21 protein-coding genes are annotated in these 20,425 nt (G+C 70.5%); 20 read left to right on the plus strand and 1 reads right to left on the minus strand.

Translation table 11 applies throughout. The features are described from left to right. Positions 1-6: 6 nt before the first annotated feature. The gene (locus tag H483_RS26040) at positions 7-417 is read right to left on the minus strand and encodes a DUF1844 domain-containing protein (protein WP_017836226.1); all 411 of its coding nucleotides are present in this window, start codon (positions 415-417) and stop codon (positions 7-9) included. Positions 418-772: 355 nt separating this feature from the next. Between H483_RS26040 and infC the strand changes: the two genes are divergently transcribed. The 20 genes from infC to tyrS all read left to right on the plus strand — a co-directional run bounded on the left by infC (position 773) and on the right by tyrS (position 20,141). After that, a complete protein-coding gene (gene infC / locus H483_RS26045; RefSeq protein ID WP_081615119.1) occupies positions 773-1,357 on the plus strand; it encodes a translation initiation factor IF-3 in 585 nt (194 codons plus the stop codon). Between the two features lie 94 nt (positions 1,358-1,451). Then, on the plus strand, positions 1,452-1,646 hold the full coding sequence (gene rpmI / locus H483_RS26050) for a 50S ribosomal protein L35 (RefSeq protein WP_007630819.1): 195 nt from the start codon (positions 1,452-1,454) through the stop codon (positions 1,644-1,646). A 68-nt stretch (positions 1,647-1,714) separates the two neighbouring features. After that, complete coding sequence (gene rplT / locus H483_RS26055; RefSeq protein ID WP_017836228.1) at positions 1,715-2,095, plus strand: 50S ribosomal protein L20; 381 nt, start codon at positions 1,715-1,717, stop codon at positions 2,093-2,095. A gap of 10 nt (positions 2,096-2,105) precedes the next feature. Further along, positions 2,106-2,993: an RNA methyltransferase gene (locus H483_RS26060; RefSeq protein ID WP_017836229.1), complete on the plus strand. Its 888-nt coding sequence runs from the start codon at positions 2,106-2,108 to the stop codon at positions 2,991-2,993. Next, positions 2,990-4,651 (plus strand): ABC-F family ATP-binding cassette domain-containing protein, encoded by a 1,662-nt coding sequence (locus H483_RS26065; RefSeq protein ID WP_017836230.1) that lies wholly within the window; start codon positions 2,990-2,992, stop codon positions 4,649-4,651. Before H483_RS26060 ends, H483_RS26065 begins: the two co-directional genes overlap by 4 nt. 108 nt (positions 4,652-4,759) lie before the next feature. Continuing rightward, a complete protein-coding gene (gene pheS, locus H483_RS26070) occupies positions 4,760-5,815 on the plus strand; it encodes a phenylalanine--tRNA ligase subunit alpha (RefSeq protein ID WP_017836231.1) in 1,056 nt (351 codons plus the stop codon). A gap of 42 nt (positions 5,816-5,857) precedes the next feature. Beyond that, positions 5,858-8,365, plus strand: a complete 2,508-nt coding sequence (gene pheT / locus H483_RS26075; protein ID WP_017836232.1) for a phenylalanine--tRNA ligase subunit beta — start codon at positions 5,858-5,860, stop codon at positions 8,363-8,365. Continuing rightward, positions 8,358-9,200: a bifunctional hydroxymethylpyrimidine kinase/phosphomethylpyrimidine kinase gene (gene thiD / locus H483_RS26080; RefSeq protein ID WP_017836233.1), complete on the plus strand. Its 843-nt coding sequence runs from the start codon at positions 8,358-8,360 to the stop codon at positions 9,198-9,200. The genes pheT and thiD overlap by 8 nt, the downstream gene beginning before the upstream one ends. Positions 9,201-9,291: 91 nt before the next feature. Further along, complete coding sequence (locus tag H483_RS26085; protein WP_017836234.1) at positions 9,292-10,077, plus strand: DUF2786 domain-containing protein; 786 nt, start codon at positions 9,292-9,294, stop codon at positions 10,075-10,077. A 68-nt stretch (positions 10,078-10,145) separates the two neighbouring features. Then, positions 10,146-11,183 (plus strand): N-acetyl-gamma-glutamyl-phosphate reductase, encoded by a 1,038-nt coding sequence (gene argC, locus H483_RS26090; protein WP_031264681.1) that lies wholly within the window; start codon positions 10,146-10,148, stop codon positions 11,181-11,183. Then, a complete protein-coding gene (locus tag H483_RS26095; RefSeq protein WP_017836236.1) occupies positions 11,180-11,656 on the plus strand; it encodes a hypothetical protein in 477 nt (158 codons plus the stop codon). The genes argC and H483_RS26095 overlap by 4 nt, the downstream gene beginning before the upstream one ends. A 1-nt stretch (position 11,657) precedes the next feature. Further along, a complete protein-coding gene (gene argB, locus H483_RS26100; RefSeq protein WP_017836237.1) occupies positions 11,658-12,593 on the plus strand; it encodes an acetylglutamate kinase in 936 nt (311 codons plus the stop codon). Continuing rightward, positions 12,590-13,804: an acetylornithine transaminase gene (locus H483_RS26105; protein ID WP_017836238.1), complete on the plus strand. Its 1,215-nt coding sequence runs from the start codon at positions 12,590-12,592 to the stop codon at positions 13,802-13,804. Before argB ends, H483_RS26105 begins: the two co-directional genes overlap by 4 nt. Next, the gene (gene argF, locus H483_RS26110) at positions 13,801-14,742 is read left to right on the plus strand and encodes an ornithine carbamoyltransferase (protein WP_017836239.1); all 942 of its coding nucleotides are present in this window, start codon (positions 13,801-13,803) and stop codon (positions 14,740-14,742) included. The genes H483_RS26105 and argF overlap by 4 nt, the downstream gene beginning before the upstream one ends. Continuing rightward, positions 14,739-15,236: an arginine repressor gene (locus H483_RS26115; protein WP_017836240.1), complete on the plus strand. Its 498-nt coding sequence runs from the start codon at positions 14,739-14,741 to the stop codon at positions 15,234-15,236. Before argF ends, H483_RS26115 begins: the two co-directional genes overlap by 4 nt. 56 nt (positions 15,237-15,292) lie before the next feature. After that, positions 15,293-16,492 carry an argininosuccinate synthase gene (locus H483_RS26120; RefSeq protein WP_017836241.1) on the plus strand — a complete coding sequence of 400 codons (1,200 nt, stop codon included), beginning with the start codon at positions 15,293-15,295 and terminating at the stop codon, positions 16,490-16,492. After that, positions 16,489-17,928, plus strand: coding sequence for an argininosuccinate lyase (gene argH / locus H483_RS26125; protein WP_017836242.1), 1,440 nt, complete (start codon positions 16,489-16,491; stop codon positions 17,926-17,928). The genes H483_RS26120 and argH overlap by 4 nt, the downstream gene beginning before the upstream one ends. 5 nt (positions 17,929-17,933) lie before the next feature. Beyond that, positions 17,934-18,155, plus strand: a complete 222-nt coding sequence (locus tag H483_RS26130) for a Trm112 family protein (protein WP_031264682.1) — start codon at positions 17,934-17,936, stop codon at positions 18,153-18,155. Continuing rightward, entirely contained in the window at positions 18,152-18,838 is a 687-nt protein-coding gene (locus H483_RS26135) for a DNA-3-methyladenine glycosylase (protein ID WP_017836244.1), read from the plus strand. The genes H483_RS26130 and H483_RS26135 overlap by 4 nt, the downstream gene beginning before the upstream one ends. Before the next feature lie 22 nt (positions 18,839-18,860). Then, the gene (gene tyrS, locus H483_RS26140) at positions 18,861-20,141 is read left to right on the plus strand and encodes a tyrosine--tRNA ligase (protein WP_017836245.1); all 1,281 of its coding nucleotides are present in this window, start codon (positions 18,861-18,863) and stop codon (positions 20,139-20,141) included. Positions 20,142-20,425: the final 284 nt, after the last annotated feature.

Consider the following 20,425-nt stretch of genomic DNA (forward strand, 5'->3'; position numbering starts at 1 on the left):
CGGGGGTCAGTACACCGGTCCGGTGAACTTCTCGCCGGGGCCCTCGCCGGGCTCGTCGGGGAACGCGCTGGCCTCCCGGAACGCCCGCTGCAACCCCTGGAGGCCGTCCCGGACCACGCCGGCCTGCGGACCGAGGTACTCGGCGGACCCGGTCACGAGACCCGCGAGGGAGGTGATCAGCTTCCGGGACTCGTCGAGGTCGAGGTGCGGACTCGCGGTCGGGTCATCGTCGGACAACCCGAGCTTCTCCGCCGCGGCGCTCATCAGAACGACGATCGAGCGGAAGATGATCTCCTGGGCGGGAACGTCCGCGAGTTCGACGATCTCGACCTCGCGGGCATCGAGGTGGTCTTCGAGAGAGGTCTCGGCGGCCGCGCCGTCGGAGGGGCCTGTTGACGCGGGGCGGTCGGTGTTCATGCCGAATACTGTCCCACGGGCTTCTCCACGCCGGGCGGCCGGACCGGTTTGGGGGTCCCCCGCAACACTGGTACAGTTCTCAGGTGACTGTGGGAGCCCGCTATGTGGTGGGTTCCGACGTCCAAGAGGAGCCCGATCTCCCACCATCCGACGCCCCAGGTAGTTTGATGGTCACCACCCCCGGCGAGGGGTCCGCGAGTTGATCGCGGGTGAGTCGTCGTCGGCGGGTGAGGAGTGAGAGGCCCCCGGTATCCGTGCCGTGGGGCCTTCTCGGTGTCACCGGTCTGTCCGGCGTCGCCAGGGGTCCCTCGAGGGCGGATGCGCGACCGCGCCAGGGGTCGCGGACACCAGCACCATCTACCGAGGAGGGCCCATCAGCGCCGAAGCACGTATCAACGAACGAATCCGTGTCCCCGAAGTCCGACTCGTCGGCCCCGGGGGCGAGCAGGTGGGGATCGTTCGCGTCGAGGATGCACTTCGTCTGGCCCTCGAGGCCGATCTGGACCTCGTCGAGGTCGCGCCCACCGCGCGCCCGCCGGTCTGCAAGATCATGGACTACGGAAAGTTCAAGTACGAGGCGGCGCAGAAAGAGCGCGAGTCGCGGAAGAACCAGCAGCAGACCGTGGTCAAGGAGCAGAAGCTCCGGCCCAAGATCGACACCCATGACTACGAGACCAAGAAGGGGAACGTCGTCCGTTTCCTCGAGAAGGGCTCCAAGGTCAAGGTGACGATCATGTTCCGGGGTCGGGAGCAGTCCCGCCCCGAACTCGGGTACCGGTTACTGCAGCGCCTGGCCGACGACATCACCGAGTACGGATACGTCGAGACCAGTGCCAAGCAGGACGGCCGCAACATGACCATGGTCGTGGCCCCCCACAAGGGAGCCAAGACCCGCGTCAAGGCGCAGGAGTCGAAGGTCACCGACCCCGCCTCGGAGTAGGACTCCGGCACCACACCGACCACCGGACGCACGTCGTCCGCTCACCCGAGACCCCACCGGTCTCTCGGGACGAACCATGTGAGGAAGACCGATCATGCCGAAGATGAAGACCCACAAGGGCACCGCCAAGCGCTTCCGGAAGACCGGAACGGGCAAGTTGGTGCGCCAGCAGGCCAACCGCCGCCACATCATGGAGAAGAAGCCCACCAAGCGCACCCGTCGTCTCGACGGTCGCACGGACGTCGCGCCGGCCGACGTCCCCCGCATCAAGCGGCTCCTCGGGCTCTGAGCCCTCTCCCATACGTAGTACTTCCGGTCACCGTCGAGGTGGCCACCCAGATCAGTGAGGATTGACCAGTGGCACGCGTGAAGAGGGCAGTCAACGCCCAGAAGAAGCGTAGGACCGTACTCGAGTCCACCAAGGGCTACCGCGGGCAGCGTTCGAGGCTGTACCGCAAGGCCAAGGAGCAGATGCTCCACTCGATGACCTACAGCTACCGCGACCGTCGTGCACGCAAGGGCGACTTCCGGAAGCTGTGGATCACCCGCATCAACGCGGCGGCCCGCGCCAACGACATGACGTACAACCGCTTCGTCCAGGGCCTCAAGCTCGCGGGCGTCGAGGTGGACCGCAAGGTGCTCGCCGACCTCGCCGTCACCGATCCGGCCGCCTTCACGGCGCTGGTCGAGGTCGCCCGTGGCGCACTGCCGGCCGACGTCAACGCGCCGGCTGCCTGACACCTGCGACTTGACGCACAGCACCCGGCCCGGGCAGGGCACCGGACGACCCGCGGAACCGTTCACCGAACGGACCCCGCGGGTCGTTTCCGCATCCAAGCTCCACCGGGCCGCTGCCCGCCGTAAGGCTGGTCGCTTCCTCGCGGAGGGGGCGAACGCGGTCGAGGCTGCCCTCGCGGCCGGCGCCGCGATCGAGGTGTTCTGCGGCGAGGACTCGCTCGAGCGGTTCTCCGACCTCGTCACCACGGCGTCGGCGTCCGGGGTCGCCGTCTCCGTGGTCACCGATCGCGCGGTCAGGGCACTGTCCGACACCGTGTCGCCGACGGGGATCGTCGCGCTGTGTCGTTCCGTCGTGCGGGAGCCCTCCGCGTCTGAGGCGTCCGATGGATCACCCGAGTCCGGTGAGCCCCGCGACACCGGCGAGCGTGCTCCGCGGCTCGTGGCGGTGGGTCAGGCGCTGGCCGAGCCGGGCAATGTCGGCACCCTCGTCCGCGTCGCCGACGCGCTCGGTGCCGACGCGGTGTGGCTCACCGCGGGTGCGGTGGACCCGGAGAACACCAAGGCCGTCCGCGCCTCGGCGGGCAGTCTCTTCCACCTCCCCGTGGTGCGGGGGGTCGCTGAGTTGGACCTGATCGGTCGGGCCCACCGCCTGGGCCTCCAGGTCGCCGTGGCCACCGGTGACGGCGAGGTGGACATCGAACACGCCGGACAGGAGCTCTCCCGGCCGACGGCGTGGGTCTTCGGCAACGAGGCGCACGGCGTCCCGGACGAGCTGGCCGCTGGCGCCGATCTGCGGGTGCGGATCCCGATCCGGGGGAGAGCCGAGAGCCTGAACATCGTTACCGCGGCCTCGATCTGCCTCCACACCAGCGCGCGCCTGCAGGCCGCCTCCTCATGACCGCCACCCTCACGGCCCGCGGCCTGGGTGCTGCGCGGGGAGCCCGCTCACTGTTCGCCGGACTCGACCTCGTCGTCGCCGAGGGGGACGTCTGGGGCCTCACCGGCCCCAACGGTGCCGGCAAATCGACCCTGCTCCACGCACTGGCCGGCGAACCCGACGCCGAGATGACGGGGACGGTGACCGTCAGCCCACCGGACGCGACGGTCGGTCTCCTGCGTCAGGAGGTGGATCGTCACGACGACGAGGCGGTGCGTGGCTTCCTCCACCGCGTCACCGGGGTCGCCCACGCGCAGGCGCAGATGGACGACCTCGCCGCGCGGATGGCGGACTCGGACTCGGCGGCCGATGCCTACGGTGACGCCCTCGAGAGGTGGCTGGCACTCGGCGGTGGAGACCTGGACGAGCGGATCCCGGTGGTCGCCGCCCGGCTCGGCCTGGACGGGGCAGTGCTGGACCTGCCCATGGCGGCGCTCTCGGGTGGTCAGGCCGCGCGCGTCACCCTCTGCGCGGTGGTGCTGAGCCAGTACGACATTCTGCTGCTGGACGAGCCGACCAACGACCTCGATCTGGCGGGGCTCTCGGTGTTGGAGGACTTCATACAGACCGAACGGCGTCCGATGGTGGTGGTCAGTCACGACCGTGAGTTCCTCGCCAGGTGCGTGACCGGGATCGTCGAGCTCGACTCCGCCCAGAGGCAGATCACGGTGTTCGACGGCGGGTACGAGTCCTACCTCGCCGAACGCGCGCTGGCGCGGCAACGGGCGCGCGAGGCGTATGAGGAGTACGCGGGCCGGGTCGGTCAGCTCAAGGACCGCATGCAGACCCAGAAGACGTGGCTCGACAAGGGCGTCCGCACCACGATGCGCAAGTCGGGCGGCAGGGACGCGGAGAAGGACAAACACATCCGTAACCGGGCCGGACAGCGGTCGGAGAAACAGGCCGCGAAGATCTCCCAGACCCAGCGCGCGATGGAGCGGCTCGACGTGGTCGCCGAACCACGTAAGGAGTGGGAGCTGAAGATGGAGATCGCGGCCGCACCGCGGTCGGGATCTGTCGTGGCCGTCCTGAGCGAGGCCGTCCTCCGCCGTGGCGACTTCGCGCTCGGGCCGGTGACCCTGCAGATCGATGCGGGGGACCGGGTGCTGATCTCCGGTGCCAACGGATCCGGCAAGTCGACGCTGCTGGGTCTGCTCGCCGGAGATCGACTCCCGAACGCCGGGCGGGTGAGAAGGGGAGCAGGGGTCGCGGCGGGACGCGTCGACCAGGCCCGCTCGGAGTTCGGCGGGCCGGGGTCCCTGCTGGATACGTTCTGCGCTGCCGCGGACCCCGACGGGGTGGACCCCACGGAGGGCAGGACGCTGTTGGCCAAGTTCGGACTGGGCGGCGAGCACGTCGCCCGGTCGTGCGCCTCCCTGTCGCCGGGGGAGCGGACCCGGGCGGCGCTGGCACTGTTGCAGCAGCGCGGCGTCAACCTGCTCGTGCTGGACGAGCCCACCAACCATCTGGACCTGCCCGCGATCGAGCAGCTCGAGAGTGCGGTGGAGGCCTTCGACGGCACGGTCCTGCTCGTGACCCACGACCGGCGGATGCGGCGGGCTTTCCGGGCGACCCGCGAGCTGCTCGTCGACTCCGGCGCGGTGGACGAGGTCCGCTGACGGGCGGGAGCACGTGGGCCGGGGCGTGAGATACCGATCGACTATCCTGGTGCGGGATGCCGCCGGCGATCGCCGGAGATCGCCGCGACGGGGAGGACGAGAGCACAGGTGAGCGAAGACACGAGCGCTGTCGAGGTGCGGATCGACGAGGAGTCGCTGGCGCACTACGCGGCGGAGGCCGAGAGGGCGTTCGCCGTCTCGACAGACCTCGAGGCACTCGCGGCGGCCAAGACCGCCCACCTGGGTGACCGCAGCCCGGTCGCGCTGGGGCGCCGGACCCTCGGGTCGCTGCCCAAGGAGCAGAAGGCCTCCGCCGGGAAGGCGGTCAACGTGGCCCGGGGCCGGGTCCAGCAGGCGTACGACGCCCGGCTCGCAGAGCTCCAGGCGGAGCGTGACGCCGCCGTCCTCGTGGCCGAGACGCTCGATCTGACCGTTCCGTCCGGCCGGGCGCCCGTGGGAGCCCAGCACCCCATCACGATCATCACCGAGCAGGTCATGGACGTGTTCGTGGCCATGGGGTGGGAGATCACGGAGGGCCCGGAGGTCGAGGCCGAGCACTACAACTTCGACGCGCTGAACTTCCTCCCGGATCACCCTGCGCGCACACTGCAGGACACCTTCCACATCGCGCCCGAGGGCAGCCGGCAGGTGTTGCGGACGCATACCTCGCCGGTGCAGATCCGGACGATGCTCGACCGGGAGCCACCGATCTACGTCGCCTGTCCGGGACGGACCTTCCGCACCGACGAGCTCGACGCGACCCACACCCCGGTCTTCCATCAGGTCGAGGGGCTCGCGATCGACAAGGGCCTGACCATGGCGCATCTGCGTGGCTCGCTCGACGCCTTCGCCCGCGCCCTGTTCGGCCCGGAGACCCGGACCCGGATGCGGCCCAACTACTTCCCCTTCACCGAGCCCTCGGCCGAGGTCGACGTGTGGTTCCCGCGGAAGAAGGGCGGCGCCGGCTGGGTCGAGTGGGGAGGGTGCGGGATGGTCCATCCCAACGTGCTCACCGCCTGCGGTATCGACCCGGAGGTCTACTCGGGGTTCGCCTTCGGCATGGGCCTGGAGCGCACGCTGCAGTTCCGCAACGGACTGTCCGACATGCGGGACATGGTCGAGGGGGACGTGCGGTTCTCGCTGCCCTTCGGCATCCGCGCCTGACCCACCACCCCCTTCCACACGAGAAGACGAAGGACCCCCACAGTGCGAATTGCGCAGTCCTGGCTGACCGAGATCCTGCAGCGGGCCAACGATGGTTGGTCGGTGACCCCGGCCGAGCTCGACGCGGGGTTCGTGCGTGTCGGTCTCGAAGTCGAGGGCGAGCCGGAGCAGTTGCCCGAGATCTCGGGGCCGCTCACCATCGGTCGGGTCAGCAGCATCGAGGAGCTCGAGGGATTCAAGAAACCCATCCGCTTCTGCCTGGTGGACGTGGGCGCCGACGAGCCCCAACAGATCGTCTGCGGTGCCCGGAACTTCGCCGAGGGCGACCTAGTGGTGGTCGCGCTGCCGGGGACCGTCCTTCCCGGTGGCTTCGAGATCGGCAGGCGGAAGACCTACGGCAAGCCCAGTGAGGGCATGATCTGCTCGGCGTCCGAGCTGGGGATCGGATCCGACCACAGCGGCATCATCGTGCTCGCCGACGGGACGGCGGAGCCAGGTGACCCCGCCGGCCCGGTGCTGGACGCCGGGGCCGTCCTGGACGCGGGCGCGGCGGGGACCGACACCGTCATCGAGCTCAACGTGACGCCGGACCGGGGCTACTGCCTGTCGGCGCGCGGTCTGGCCCGGGAGCTCGCGTGCGGATTCGATCTGGACTTCGCGGACCCGGCCACCGAGCTGGGACTGCCCGCCGGGAGTGAGACCTGGCCCCTGGAGGTCGCGGCGGAGTCGGGCGCGCGGCGCTTCGCCCTGCGCCGGGTGACCGGGATCGACCCGTCCGCCCGGACGCCGTGGTGGATGGCCCGTCGACTGCTGCTCTCGGGGGTGCGTCCGATCTCGCCGGCGGTCGACGTGACCAACTACGTGATGCTCGAACTCGGGCATCCCATGCACGCGTTCGACGCCGCGACACTGCGCGGTGGTCTCACCGTCCGACGGGCACGAGCGGGGGAGACGCTCACCACCCTCGACGACGTCGAGCGCTCTCTCGACCCCGAGGACGTGGTGATCTGCGACGACCGCGGCCCGATCTCACTGGCCGGGGTCATGGGCGGCGCTGACACCGAGGTCTCCGGGGACACCACGGACGTGCTGCTGGAAGCCGCCGTGTGGGACACCCTCGCGGTGTTCCGGACGATCCGCCGCCACAAGCTCCCCAGCGAGGCGGGCAAGCGGTACGAGCGTGGTGTCGACGCGGCCGCGACGATCGCCGCCCTCGACCGGGCCGCGACGCTGCTCGCCGACATCGCCGGCGGCTCCGTGGAGGCCTCGCTCACCGACGTCGGATCCGCCCCGGTCATGCCGACCATCGCGTTCGACGCGGGCAGGCCCTCGCGCGTCGCCGGAGTGGAGTATCCGTCGGGCACCGCGCGGCACCGACTGGAGCAGATCGGGTGCGGCGTCTCCGGGGACGACGAGGTGCTGCTCGAGGTGACCCCTCCGCCGTGGCGCCCCGACCTCACGCTCCCGGCGGACCTGGTGGAGGAGGTACTGCGCCTGGAGGGCCTGGAGAACATCCCGTCGGTCCTGCCCACCGCGCCCGCCGGCCGCGGACTCACCGCGGCCCAGCGTGGTCGACGCGCCGTCGGTCACGCGCTGGCCGCGGCCGGACACGTCGAGGTGTTGACGTCCCCGTTCTGTGACCCGTCGGTGTTCGACGCGATGGGGCTGGCCGACGACGACGAGCGGCGCAACACCATGTCCGTGGTCAACCCCCTGGAGAGCGACAAGGCGCACCTCGCGACGACGCTGCTCCCGTCGTTGGTGGAGATCGCCCGTCGCAACCTCACCCGGGGAACCCGAGACCTGGCGCTGTTCTCGATCGCTCAGGTCTCGTTCCGGACCCCGACCACAGCGGCGGTCGAGATGCTGCCGGTGGATCGCGAGCCCACCCCGCAGGAACGGGAGCGCCTCAGTGCGTCGCTGCCCGACCAGCCGCTGCACGTGGCCACGCTCTACACCGGTAAGCGTGTCCCGGCCGGTCACGCCGGGCCGGGCCGTGACGCGGACGCCCTCGACGCGGTCGAGGCCGTGAGGATCGTCGCCCGTGCCCTCGGCGCCGACGTCGACGTGCGGGCGGCCGAGCGGGCGCCGTGGCACCCCGGCCGCTGCGTCGAGGCGCTGGTCGACGGCGCCGTGGTCGGTCACGCCGGGGAGCTGCATCCCGCCGCATGCGAGCGGCTCGGTCTCCCCGCCCGGTCCTGCGCGGTCGAGCTGGACCTCACCGCCGTCGGGGCCCACGAGGTGCTGCCAGCGCCCTCGATCTCGGCCTACCCGGCCGTCAACCAGGACGTCGCGCTCGTGGTGGAGGCGGGCGTGCCCGCGTCCTCGGTCGAGGCGGCCCTGCGCGCGGGCGGCGGGGATCTCCTGGAGAGCGTGCGACTGTTCGACGTGTACACCGGCTCCCAGCTCGGCGAGAACCGCAAGTCGCTGGCGTACGCCCTGAGCTTCCGGGCGGACGACCGGACGCTCACCGAGGACGAGGCGACCCGGTGGCGCACGGCGGCGGTCGAGGCCGCGCAGGCGGCGGTCGGGGCGACGCTCCGTGGCTGAGGTGTCGCAGGCGGCTGAGCGGGCCGGGGTCCCGAGGGTTCTGTGCATCGCCGGCACCGACCCGTCCGGGGGCGCCGGCCTGCTCGCGGACGTCAAGTCCGTCGCCGCGATGGGCGGGTACGCGATGGGAGCCGTCACCGCGGTCACGATCCAGAACACCCTCGGGGTCGAGGGTGTGCACTCCGTTCCCGTCGAGACGGTCGTGGCCCAACTCGACGCGGTCGCCGACGACGTCCGGATCGACGCGGTCAAGATCGGCATGCTCGGAGAGGCGTCCCTCGTCGAGGCGGTGGGGGACTGGTTGCGTCGCCGGCGGCCGCCGAACGTCGTCCTCGACCCGGTCATGGTCGCCACCACCGGGGGCAGGCTCGCCAGTGACGACGCCTCGCGGATGCTGCGGGACCTCGTTCCCCTCGTGGACCTGGTCACCCCCAACGTCCCGGAACTCGGAGTCCTGTGCGGCGAGCCCGCCGCGAGCGGTATCGAGATGATCGTGGAACAGGCCGCACTCGTGCACGAGCAGACCGGGTGCTCGGTACTCGCCACGACCGGCGATCTCGAGGACGGCAGCGCGGAGGACGTCCTCGTCCGGTCGGCGGGTGGGGCGCGCTCGACCGTGTGCCTGCCCTTCGTCCGCGTAGACACCCCGAACACCCACGGGACCGGATGCTCGCTGTCCTCCGCCCTGGCCACCGCCCGGGTGGGTACCGCTGACTGGGAGGCGGCGTACCGGCGGGTCCGGCCCTGGATGGACGGCGCGCTGCGGGGTGGGCTCGATCTGGAGGTGGGCCGGGGGGCCGGGCCACTCGACCACACCTGGTTCCTCCACCACTGAGCCCCCTGCGATATCACTCTCAGCTCCGGGCCACTGTCGTACACCTGTGCGAACATCCGACTCAGCAGACAGCCGAGATCAGGAGCAGAAAATGAGCACCACGCAGCAGTCCTCCGGAGAGTCCACCACCGCATCCTCCACCGCATCCTCCGCCCGGACCCCTGCCGCGGCGTCGGCGGCCCGGGCGCTCGATCGGGTCCGGAAGCTCTTCGCCAAGGCCGAGAGTGTGGCCGGAACGCCGGAGGCCGAGGTCCTTCTCGAGCGGGCGTACGGCCTGCTCGCCAAGTACGGGGTCGACGAGGCACTGGCGAGATCCGGGCCCGATGCGCAACCGGCGGAGGTGGTGGTCCTGGACCATCCGGTCGCGGGCAGGTACCAGCCGGATCAGGTGAGCCTGGTGGCCTCGCTGGCGGCCGCGATGCACTGCCGGGCCGTCACCTCCACCCGCCTCGACGGCACGAGGGTGGTCCACGTCGTGGGGGTGCGCCGGCACGTCGAGCGGGTCGGGATGCTGGCGGGCGCTCTCACCGGCATCATGCTCGCGGCGGCGGCACGCCAGCGACCGGCTCCCGGTGTTCCGGCGGTCACCCACCGCAAGTCGTTCATGACGGGGTTCGCACACGAGGTGGGGCGCCGATTGGCCGCCGCCGAGCGGGGAGCGGTCGCGGTGAGCACCGACGCCGCCGGGGCCGGGCTCGTCCTGCGGTCCGACGCCCAGCGAGCGGACAGTGAGCTGCGGCGTCGCTTCCCGTCTGCGGTCCGTGGCGCGCGGCGTCGCGTGGGTTCCTCGGGGATTCAGGAAGGGCGTCGGGTGGGCGGCTCGGTGGATCTGGGGCAGAGCCGCTTCGGTGGCGGGCGGCGTCAGATCGGGGCGTGATCGGGCCGGGGGTGGCGCGGATGGCAGCGGGTGTGCAAAAGATTGCATGTTGATGCATACTCGTGCGCATGGCAATCACAGTGGCAGTCGCGGGTGCATCGGGATACGCGGGAGGGGAGTTCCTCCGCCTCCTCCTCGGGCATCCCGCGGTGGTGTCGGGTGAGATGGAGATCGGCGCGCTCGCCGCGGGGTCCAACGCGGGCCAGCCGCTCTCCGAGCACCATCCCCACCTCCTCCCGCTGGCGGACCGTGTCCTGGTCGAGACCAGTGCGGACACCCTGGCCGGTCACGACGTCGTGGTCCTGGGGCTGCCCCACGGGCACTCCTCGGAGATCGCCGAGCAGTTGGGGCCGGACGTCCTCGTCGTCGACCTGGGCGCGGACTTCCGGCTCTCCGACGCCGCGGACTGGGAGGCCTACTACGGCTCCGCCCATGCCGGCACCTGGCCGTACGGTCTGCCCGAGCTCCCCGGAGCGCGGGAGGCGCTGAGGTCGACCCGCCGTATCGCGGTCCCCGGGTGCTTCCCCACGGGGGCGAGCATCGCGCTGTTCCCGGCGGTCGCGGACGGCCTGGTCGACGCGTCGGGGATCACGATCGTCGCGGTCACCGGCGCCTCGGGTGCGGGGAAGTCCGCCAAGGTACCGATGCTCGCCTCGGAGGTCATGGGCTCGGCGAAGGCGTACGGAGTCACCACCCATCGTCACGCTCCCGAGATCACCCAGAACCTGCGGGCGGTCACCGAGTCGCGGGTGTCGGTGAGCTTCACCCCTGTCCTGGCCCCGATGGCCAGGGGAATCCTCACCACCGCGGTCGCCCCGACCACCGCGACCGCGGAGGAGCTGAGGCGGGTGTATGCCGAGGCGTTCGACGACGAGCCCTTCGTCCACGTGCTCCCCGTGGGGGTGCAGCCTATGACCGCCTCGGTCCTCGGGTCCAATGCCGTCCAACTGGGTATCGAGGTCGACGAGCGGGCCGGACGTGCTGTGTTCACGGCTGCGATCGACAACCTCGCCAAGGGCACCGCCGGTGGCGCCATCCAGTCGATGAACCTGGCTCTCGGACTCCCGGAGGCGGCCGGACTCAGCACGGTCGGCCTCGCACCGTGAGTGTGGGCGCCTTGTCCGGTGCGGTATCCGGTGGCCGCGCCCACGGACTCGAGTCGTGGTCTGATCCGGTCGGGAACGGCGGGCTGTTCTGGGTGGCTCCTCCGGGCACTACGTCGGTCCTGGAGGTCCACGGCGAGGGTGCGGATGCCGCGGAGTTGCGGTGGAGCATCCTGAGCGCCGAGGTTCCGGCGATCCGCGCGGTGGTCCTGCTCGACGGACCCGGATCCGGGGACCCCGGGGAGGAATTCACGTTCACGCACTCCGTCGCGGAGGACGTGGCCCGGTTCGTCGGCGCCCGATCCGGTACCGAGGTCGGTCCGATCGAGGTCCTGGTCTTCCGACCGGACACCGACCGGTCGCCGTGGCCGGAGCCCGCACGCACCACGGACGGGGTGGAGTTCGCGTTCCGCCACCGCGGGGGCGCCGAGGTGCGACTGACCGTGACCGTTCCCGACCAGCCGGAAGAGGCCTGACATGACCACCAAGATGAACGACGGGTCCACCGAACTGACGCCGTTCGTCCGTGCGCACGTCCTCGCCGAGGCGCTGCCCTGGCTGCAGAAGTTCCATAACACGATCGTCGTGGTGAAGTACGGCGGAAACGCGATGATCGACGACCAGCTCAAGGCGGCGTTCGCGGCCGACATGGTGTTCCTCCGGACCTGTGGTCTCAAGCCGGTCGTCGTCCACGGTGGCGGCCCCCAGATCACGTCGATGCTCGGCCGACTGGGGATGGAGGGCGAGTTCCGCGGAGGCTTCCGGGTGACCACCCCTGAGGTCATGGACATCGTCCGAATGGTGCTGTTCGGGCAGGTCGGCCGGGAGCTCGTGGGCCTCATCAACGCGCACGGTCCGTACGCGGTCGGGATCTCCGGGGAGGACGCGGGGCTGTTCACCGCGGTCCGGCGGACGGCGATGGTCGACGGCGAGCCGACCGACATCGGGCTGGTCGGCGATGTGGAGTCGGTCGACCCCGCCGCAGTCCTGGACCTCATCGAGGCCGGCCGGATCCCGGTCGTGTCCACCATCGCGCCGGATGCCGACGGCACCGTCCACAACATCAACGCCGATTCCGCCGCCGGTGCACTGGCCACTGCGCTCGGCGCCGAGAAGCTCGTCGTCCTCACCGACGTCGAGGGCCTCTACACCGACTGGCCGGACCGGTCCTCACTGGTCACGCACCTGGGAACCGGTCCGCTCGAGCAGATGCTCCCGTCACTCGAGAGCGGGATGGTCCCGAAGATGGAGGCCTGCCTGCGGGCGGTACAGGGCGGGGTCCGGGCGGCCCACGTCATCGACGGGCGCGTCGAACATTCCGTGTTGCTCGAGATTCTCACCGAGGGCGGCATCGGCACCATGGTCACCGCGGGTGACCACGAGATCCGCACACCGGTAGGAGGCGCGTCATGACCGGATCCGACACCACGTCCCTCACCGAACGGTGGGAGAGCTCGCTCATGCGCAATTACGGGACCCCGCCCCTGGAGCTCGTCTCGGGCCGGGGCGTCACCGTGATCTCGGCCGACGGCCGCGAATACGTGGACCTGCTCGGCGGGATCGCGGTCAACGCGCTCGGCCACGCACATCCGGCGGTGGTGGACGCGGTCAGCCGCCAGGTCGCCGAGCTGGGCCACGTGTCCAATCTCTACATCCACCCGAAGGTCGTGGCGCTGGCCGAACGGCTCGAGTCGCTGCTGGCGGTGGACGAACCCGTCCGCGCCTTCTTCTGCAACTCCGGCGCGGAGGCCAATGAGGCGGCGTTCAAGATCGCCCGCCGCACGGGCCGCTCGCGGATCCTCGCGGCCGAGAACGGGTTCCACGGCAGGACCATGGGCGCGCTCGCGATGACGGGACAACCCGCCAAACGGGAGCCGTTCGAGCCGATGCCCGCCGGGGTCGAGTTCTTCCCCTACGGCGACATCGAGGCCCTCACCGCGCTCATCAGCCAAGCTCCCGGGGACACCGCCGCCGTCATCCTGGAGCCGCTCCAGGGCGAGGGCGGTGTCGTCGAGCCCCCCGAGGGCTTCCTGTCGGACGTGCGGGCGTTGTGCAGCGAGCACGGGATCCTCATGATCGTCGACGAGGTCCAGACCGGCATCGGCCGCACCGGTGCGATGTTCGCCAGCCGGCGGGCAGGGGTGGTCCCGGACGTGATCACCCTGGCCAAGGGACTGGGAGGCGGATTGCCGATCGGGGCCTGCCTCGCGGTCGGCGCGGCCGGCCAACTACTCACCGCGGGCCAGCACGGGACCACGTTCGGCGGCAACCCCGTGGCGTGCGCGGCCGCACTGGCGGTCCTCGACACGATCGAGGCCGACGACCTGGTCGCGCACGTCGACCGGCTCGGGAAGATCCTCGCCGCGGAGATCGAGTGCCTCGACCACCCACTCGTCGACCACGTCCGCGGCAGCGGCCTGCTGCTGGGCGTCGTCCTCACCGCCCCGCTCGCCAAGTCGGTGGAGGGGGCGGCGCGGGAGGCCGGGTACCTCGTCGGCGCCACCACCGCGGACGTGGTCCGCCTGGCACCACCGCTCATCCTGACCGAGGAGCAGGTCGCGCGGTTCGTCGCGGGACTCCCCGCGATCCTCGACGCCGCGACCCCGAAGCAGTCCACCTCATGACCGCAGCCACCCCGTCGGTGCGGCACTTCCTGCGCGACGACGACCTCAGCCCCGCGGAACAGGCCGAGGTCCTCGATCTGGGTCTGCGGCTCAAGGCCGATCCGTTCTCGGCCCGCCCGCTCGAGGGTCCGCGCTCGGTCGCCGTCATCTTTGACAAGACGTCCACGCGGACGCGGTTCTCGTTCGACGCCGGCATCGCCCAACTCGGCGGGAACGCCATCGTGGTGGAGTCCGGATCCACCCAGATGGGCAAGGGTGAGACCCTCTCGGACACCGCCCGGGTGATGTCGCGCTACGTTGAGGCGATCGTCTGGAGGACCTACTCGCAGGACGGCCTCGACGAGCTCGCCGCGCACTCGGACGTTCCGGTGGTCAACGCCCTGACCGACGAGTTCCACCCGTGTCAGATCCTCGCGGACCTCCTCACGATCCGGGAGAACTTCGGACGCACGGCGGGCCTGCGCGCGGTGTACCTCGGAGACGGCGCCAACAACATGGGGCACTCGTACCTGCTCGGGTTCGCCACCGCGGGCATGCACATCACCATCGCCGCACCGGAGGGCTACCAACCGACAGGCCAGGTGGTCGCGGACGCGGAGCGCGTCGCGGCGGGAACCGGCGGTTCCGTGGCGATCACCACCGACGTCGACTCGGCGGTGGTCGGGGCCGACGTCCTCATCACGGACACCTGGGTGTCGATGGGGATGGAGGACTCGGCGACGGACCGGCTCCGCGACCTGGCCGACTACCAGCTGGGGCAGGACTCGGTCGACAAGGCGTCCGACGATGTCATCGTCCTGCACTGCCTCCCCGCCTACCGGGGCAAGGAGATCTCGGCGGAGGTCATCGACGGCCCCCGCAGCCGCGTGTTCGACGAGGCCGAGAATCGTCTCCACGCCCAGAAGGCACTGTTGGTCTGGCTCCTGGAGCGGTCGTGACCACGGTGGGCACGGTCAGCAGGACGGCCAGACACGCGCGGATCGCCGAGATCCTCGAGCGTCGTGCCGTCCGCAGCCAGACCGAGCTGGCCGAGGTCCTGGCCGAGGAGGGCATCGCCGTCGCGGTGGCGACCCTGAGCCGCGATCTCGACGAGCTCGGCGCCGTCAAGCTCCGGGCAGCGGACGGCGGGGCTGGCCGCTACGTCATCCCGGAGGACGGCAGCCGGGCCCCGGGGATCCCCGGGGGCACCGACCGGCTCGGCAGGCTCATCGGCGATCTCCTGGTCTCTGCGGATCACAGCGGGAATATCGCGGTCCTGCGGACCCCGCCCGGCGCCGCGAACTTCCTGGCGAGCGCTCTCGACCGCGCGAACCTCAAGGACGTGGTGGGGACGATAGCCGGGGATGACACCATATTCGTGATGGCCCGTGAGCCCGTCGGGGGCGCCGAGCTCGCGGACCGGCTGGCCTCGCTGGCCCGGCGCCCGGTCTGACCGCCACCACCCGCCCCCGATACTCTTCCGACCCGAACATCAAAGGAGCACACACCATGTCCGATCGCGTAGTCCTCGCCTATTCCGGCGGCCTCGACACCTCGGTCGCCATCAGCTGGATCGGCAAGGAGACCGGCGCCGAGGTCGTCGCCGTCGCCATCGACCTGGGCCAGGGCGGTGAGGACATGGACGTCATCCGGCAGCGTGCCCTGGACTGCGGCGCCGTCGAGTCGATCGTCGTGGACGCCCGCGACGAGTTCGCCGACGAGTACTGCGCCCCCACGATCAAGGCCAACGGGATGTACATGCGGCAGTACCCGCTGGTCTCGGCGATCTCCCGCCCGCTGATCGTCAAGCACCTCGTCACCGCCGCCAAGATGCACGGTGGAACATCCGTCGCCCACGGGTGCACCGGCAAGGGCAACGACCAGGTCCGCTTCGAGGTGGGCTTCGGCGCGCTCGCCCCCGACCTCGAGGTCATCGCCCCGGTCCGTGACTACGCCTGGACGCGGGAGAAGGCCATCGAGTTCGCGGAGCAGAACGAGATCCCCATCAACGTGACCAAGAAGTCCCCGTTCTCGATCGACCAGAACGTCTGGGGCCGGGCGGTGGAGACCGGCTTCCTCGAGGACCTGTGGAACGCCCCCACCAAGGACGTCTACGACTACACCGAGGACCCCACCCTCAACTTCGCCGCTCCCGACGAGGTCACCGTCACCTTCTCGGAGGGCATCCCGGTGGCGATCGACGGGCGGAAGGTCTCCGTGCTCGAGGCCATCATCGAGCTCAACCGCCGCGGCGGAGCCCAGGGTGTCGGTCGGTTGGACATGGTCGAGGACCGGCTCGTCGGCATCAAGAGCCGCGAGGTCTACGAGGCGCCGGGGGCGATGATCCTCATCACCGCGCACAAGGCGCTCGAGGACGTCACCCTCGAGCGGGAGCTGGCTCGGTACAAGTCGGGGGTCTCCGACGAGTGGTCCAACGCGGTCTACGACGGCCTCTGGTTCTCCCCGCTCAAGTACGCTCTCGACGCCTTCATCGACAACACCCAGCAGCACGTCTCCGGGGACATCCGGATGGTCCTGCACGGTGGTTCCATCGTCGTCAACGGCCGTCGTTCCGACTCTTCGTTGTACGACTTCAACCTCGCGACCTACGACGAGGGTGACTCGTTCGACCAGAGCTACGCCAAGGGCTTCGTCAACCTCCACGGCCTGAGCTCCAAGATCGCCGCCAAGAGGGATCTCGGGCTGTGAGCGACGCCGACCGGCAGGACGAACGGCACGGCACCAACGCCGGGGCCCTGTGGGGTGGGCGCTTCGCGGGCGGGCCCGCGGAGGCGATGGCCGCCCTGAGCAAGTCCACGCACTTCGACTGGGAGTTGGCGCCGTACGACATCAGGGCCTCCAAGGCCCACGCCAGGGTGCTGCACCGCGCGGGGTTGCTCTCCGGTCCGGAGCTCGACGCGATGCTGGACGGTCTGGACCGCCTGGCCGCGGATGTCGATTCCGGCGCGTTCGTCCCGGCCGAGTCGGACGAGGACGTGCACGGCGCCCTCGAACGCGGCCTGATCGACCGCGTGGGCGTCGAGGTGGGTGGGCGCCTCCGGGCCGGCCGGTCCCGCAACGACCAGGTCGCCACGTTGTTCAGGATGTGGTTGCGCGACGCGGTGCGGGAGGTGGCCGGGGGTGTCCTCGACGTGGTCGACGCCCTGGTGGCCCAGGCGGACGAGCACCCTGAGACTGTCATGCCGGGCAAGACGCACTTCCAGGCCGCGCAGCCGATCCTGCTCGCACACCAGCTCCTGGCACACGCCCAGCCGCTGCTGCGCGACGTCGACCGGATCCGTGACCTGGATCGACGCCTTGCCGTGTCGCCGTACGGTTCGGGCGCCCTGGCCGGGTCGTCCCTCGGGCTCGACCCGGACGCGATCGCGGCGGAACTCGGCTTCGATCGCGCGGCGGACAACTCGATCGACGCCACGAGCTCGCGGGACTTCGCTTCCGAGGCGGCGTACGTCCTCGCGCAGGTCGCAGTTGACCTCTCCCGCCTGGCGGAGGAGGTGATCGCCTGGTCGACCCCGGAGTTCGGATATGTCACGCTCGCCGACGAGTGGTCGACCGGGAGCTCGATCATGCCCCAGAAGAAGAACCCGGACGTCGCGGAACTGATGCGCGGCAAGACGGGCCGGTTGATCGGCAACCTGACCGGCCTGCTCGCCACCCTCAAGGCCCAACCGCTGGCCTACAACCGGGATCTGCAGGAGGACAAGGAGCCGCTGTTCGATTCGGTGGCCCAGCTCTACCTGCTCCTCCCGGCGATGGCCGGGATGGTCTCGACCCTGGAGTTCCACCCGCATCGCCTCGCCGCGCTCGCTCCGGCCGGGTACACGCTGGCCACCGACATCGCGGAGTGGATGGTGCGTCAGGGTGTGCCGTTCCGGGTCGCCCACGAGGCGGCCGGGGAGTGCGTCCGGGTGGCCGAGTCCCGCGGTGTGGGACTCGACGCGCTCACCGACGAGGAGTTGGCCTCGATCGACCCGGCACTCACCGCGGAGGTCCGCGACGTCCTCACGGTGACGGGATCCATCGCGTCGCGCAGTGCGCGGGGCGGGACCGCCGGCACCGCGGTGGCCGCACAGCGGAGGCGGCTGGGAGAAGTCCGTGACGACCTCGCCGACTGGGTAGGGTGAGCTCCATGTCCGTCATCGATGACCGCCTGCTGGAGATCCTCGCCTGCCCCGAGGACAAGGGGCCGCTCCTCCTGGCGGGTGACGACACGCTCTACAACCCCCGCCTGCGCCGCGCGTACCGGATCGACGACGGCATCCCGGTGCTGCTGGTGGACGAGTCACGTCCGGTGGACGACGCGGAGCACGAGGATTTGCTTGCCCGGGCGGGCGGGGCTCCGCAGGAGTGACCCTGCCGCAGGACGGAGGGGACACGTTCCGGGCACTGCTCCGCGACGCGGACCCCGACGAGGCCGCGCGGTCCCTGCTGGGAGGTGTCCTGACCCACGGGCCCGTCGCGGTACGGGTGATGGAGGTGGAGGCCTACGGGGGCCCGGCCGGCTCGGCCCATCCGGATCCCGCCGCACACACGTGGCCGGGTCCGACGCCGCGGAACGAGGTGATGTTCGGGGATGCCGGGCACCTGTACGTCTATCTGAGCCACGGGATCCATCGGTGCGCCAACATCACCTGCCGTCCCCGAGGGGAAGGGGGCGGCGTCCTCATCCGCGCAGGACGCGTGGTGGGTGGACACGAGGCGGCCCAGCAGCGCCGGCCCGGGATACTCCCCGAGCGCGCGGCGCGCGGCCCGGGGAACCTCGGCAGGGTGATGGGGATCGAGCTGTCCTACCGGGGCATGGACGTGCTGGATTCGTCGTCGTCGGTCACGTTCCGTCCTGATCCCGTCCCCGCGTCGCAGATCCGGTCCGGTCCCCGGGTGGGTGTGTCCCGTGCGGCCGACCGCCCGTGGCGGTTCTGGATCGCAGGCGCCAGGGAGGTGTCCTCCTACCGGCGCAGTCCACGGGCGCCGCACGCCCCGAACCCCGCCCCAGACCCCGCCTCGCACCCCGCCCCGCCCCCTGCCCCGTGGTAGCCCGACGCGCCGATAAGGGACAATGTCGCTCGTGACTTCCAACATCCTCGATGACCTGCAGTGGCGGGGGCTCATCGCGCAGTCGACAGACCTCGACGCGCTCCGTGAACACCTCGACGCGGGCACCGTGTCGCTGTATTGCGGCTTCGACCCGACCGGGCCCAGCCTGCACGCGGGTCACCTCATCCCGCTCCTCACCCTCCGGCGATTCCAGTTGGCGGGGCACCGGCCGATCGTCCTGGCCGGGGGAGCGACCGGCATGATCGGGGACCCCCGGGAGGTGGGGGAGCGCACCATGAACACCGCGGACACCGTGGCCGACTGGGCAGAGCGCATCACGGGTCAGCTCGAGTTGTTCGTCGACCTCACCGAGGGGCCCGTGGGCGCCCGGGTGGTCAACAACATGCAGTGGACCGGGCACCTGACCGCCATCCAGTTCCTGCGCGACGTCGGCAAGCACTTCTCCCTGAACACCATGCTCGGGCGGGACACCGTCAAACGTCGTCTGGACGGCGACGGGATCTCGTACACGGAGTTCTCCTACATGCTCCTGCAGGCCAACGACTTCGTGCAGTTGCGTCGCACCATGCGGTGCACCCTGCAGATCGGCGGCTCCGACCAGTGGGGGAACATCGTCGGCGGCGTCGACCTCAACCGCCGGATGGACGGCGAGACTGTCCACGCGATGACCGTCCCCCTGGTCACCTCGTCCGACGGGAAGAAGTTCGGCAAGTCGACGGGTGGCGGGAGCCTCTGGCTCGACCCCGCCCTGACCAGCCCGTACACCTGGTACCAGTACTTCCTCAACACCTCCGATGCCGACGTGGTCCGCTACCTGCGCTGGTTCACGTTCCTGGGTCGTGAGGAGATCGAGGAGTTGGAGGCACTCACCCGGGACACGCCGCACCTGCGCGCGGGACAGAAGCGCCTCGCCGAGGAGATGACCACGATGGTGCACGGGGTGGCGGCCACGGAGTCGGTGCAGGCGGCATCCCAGGCCCTGTTCGGGCGGGGCGAACTGGCTGAGCTCGACGAGCGGACGCTCGGCGCCGCACTCGAGGACGCCGGCGCTGTCGAGGTGGCGTCCGACGCCCCGAGGACGATCATCGATCTCCTGGTCGCCTCCGGACTCTGTGACAGCAAGGGTGCGGCACGACGTGCCGTCGGCGAGGGTGGCGCGTATGTCAACAACGCCCGCGTCGACGATCCGGAGTGGAGCCCCGCGCAGGATGATCTGCTGCACGGGTCGTGGCTGGTGCTCCGCCGCGGCAAGAAGAACCTCGCCGGGGTCCGCGTCCACTGATCGTGACGACGATGTAGGCGGCGCCGGTGTTCACCGGCGCCGCCGTGCATTTCGGCCCCAATTGCACGCGTGACCTGGCGATTTGCGTTTGGGTTCACGTCTGCGTAACTTATTGGAGGTCGCCGAGAGCGAGTGCGGGCCGCGAGGTTCGGGCTGGTGGAGGTGGCGTGCTCCGGATGGTGGTGAGCGTGCCTGGTTTGACCGGGTGGGCCGAATGCGCTAGGCTGGAGAAGTTGCCCCGAAACGGGCGGCGGAGGATGAATTGCCCTCGTGATCTGGGTGGT

Source organism: Dietzia sp. UCD-THP, assembly GCF_000349585.1.
In the GTDB taxonomy this organism is placed as follows: domain Bacteria; phylum Actinomycetota; class Actinomycetes; order Mycobacteriales; family Mycobacteriaceae; genus Dietzia; species Dietzia natronolimnaea_A.

Excerpts from the sequence above, each read along its gene's own strand:
- H483_RS26130 (WP_031264682.1), top strand. The coding sequence starts at position 17,934 with ATGTCCGTCATCGATGACCGCCTGCTGGAGATCCTCGCCTGCCCCGAG.
- argC (WP_031264681.1), top strand. The coding sequence starts at position 10,146 with ATGGCAATCACAGTGGCAGTCGCGGGTGCATCGGGATACGCGGGAGGG.
- argB (WP_017836237.1), top strand. The coding sequence starts at position 11,658 with ATGACCACCAAGATGAACGACGGGTCCACCGAACTGACGCCGTTCGTC.
- H483_RS26040 (WP_017836226.1), bottom strand. The coding sequence starts at position 417 with ATGAACACCGACCGCCCCGCGTCAACAGGCCCCTCCGACGGCGCGGCC.
- rpmI (WP_007630819.1), top strand. The coding sequence starts at position 1,452 with ATGCCGAAGATGAAGACCCACAAGGGCACCGCCAAGCGCTTCCGGAAG.
- H483_RS26085 (WP_017836234.1), top strand. The coding sequence starts at position 9,292 with ATGAGCACCACGCAGCAGTCCTCCGGAGAGTCCACCACCGCATCCTCC.
- H483_RS26065 (WP_017836230.1), top strand. The coding sequence starts at position 2,990 with ATGACCGCCACCCTCACGGCCCGCGGCCTGGGTGCTGCGCGGGGAGCC.
- argF (WP_017836239.1), top strand. The coding sequence starts at position 13,801 with ATGACCGCAGCCACCCCGTCGGTGCGGCACTTCCTGCGCGACGACGAC.
- H483_RS26120 (WP_017836241.1), top strand. The coding sequence starts at position 15,293 with ATGTCCGATCGCGTAGTCCTCGCCTATTCCGGCGGCCTCGACACCTCG.
- H483_RS26105 (WP_017836238.1), top strand. The coding sequence starts at position 12,590 with ATGACCGGATCCGACACCACGTCCCTCACCGAACGGTGGGAGAGCTCG.
- tyrS (WP_017836245.1), top strand. The coding sequence starts at position 18,861 with ATGTCGCTCGTGACTTCCAACATCCTCGATGACCTGCAGTGGCGGGGG.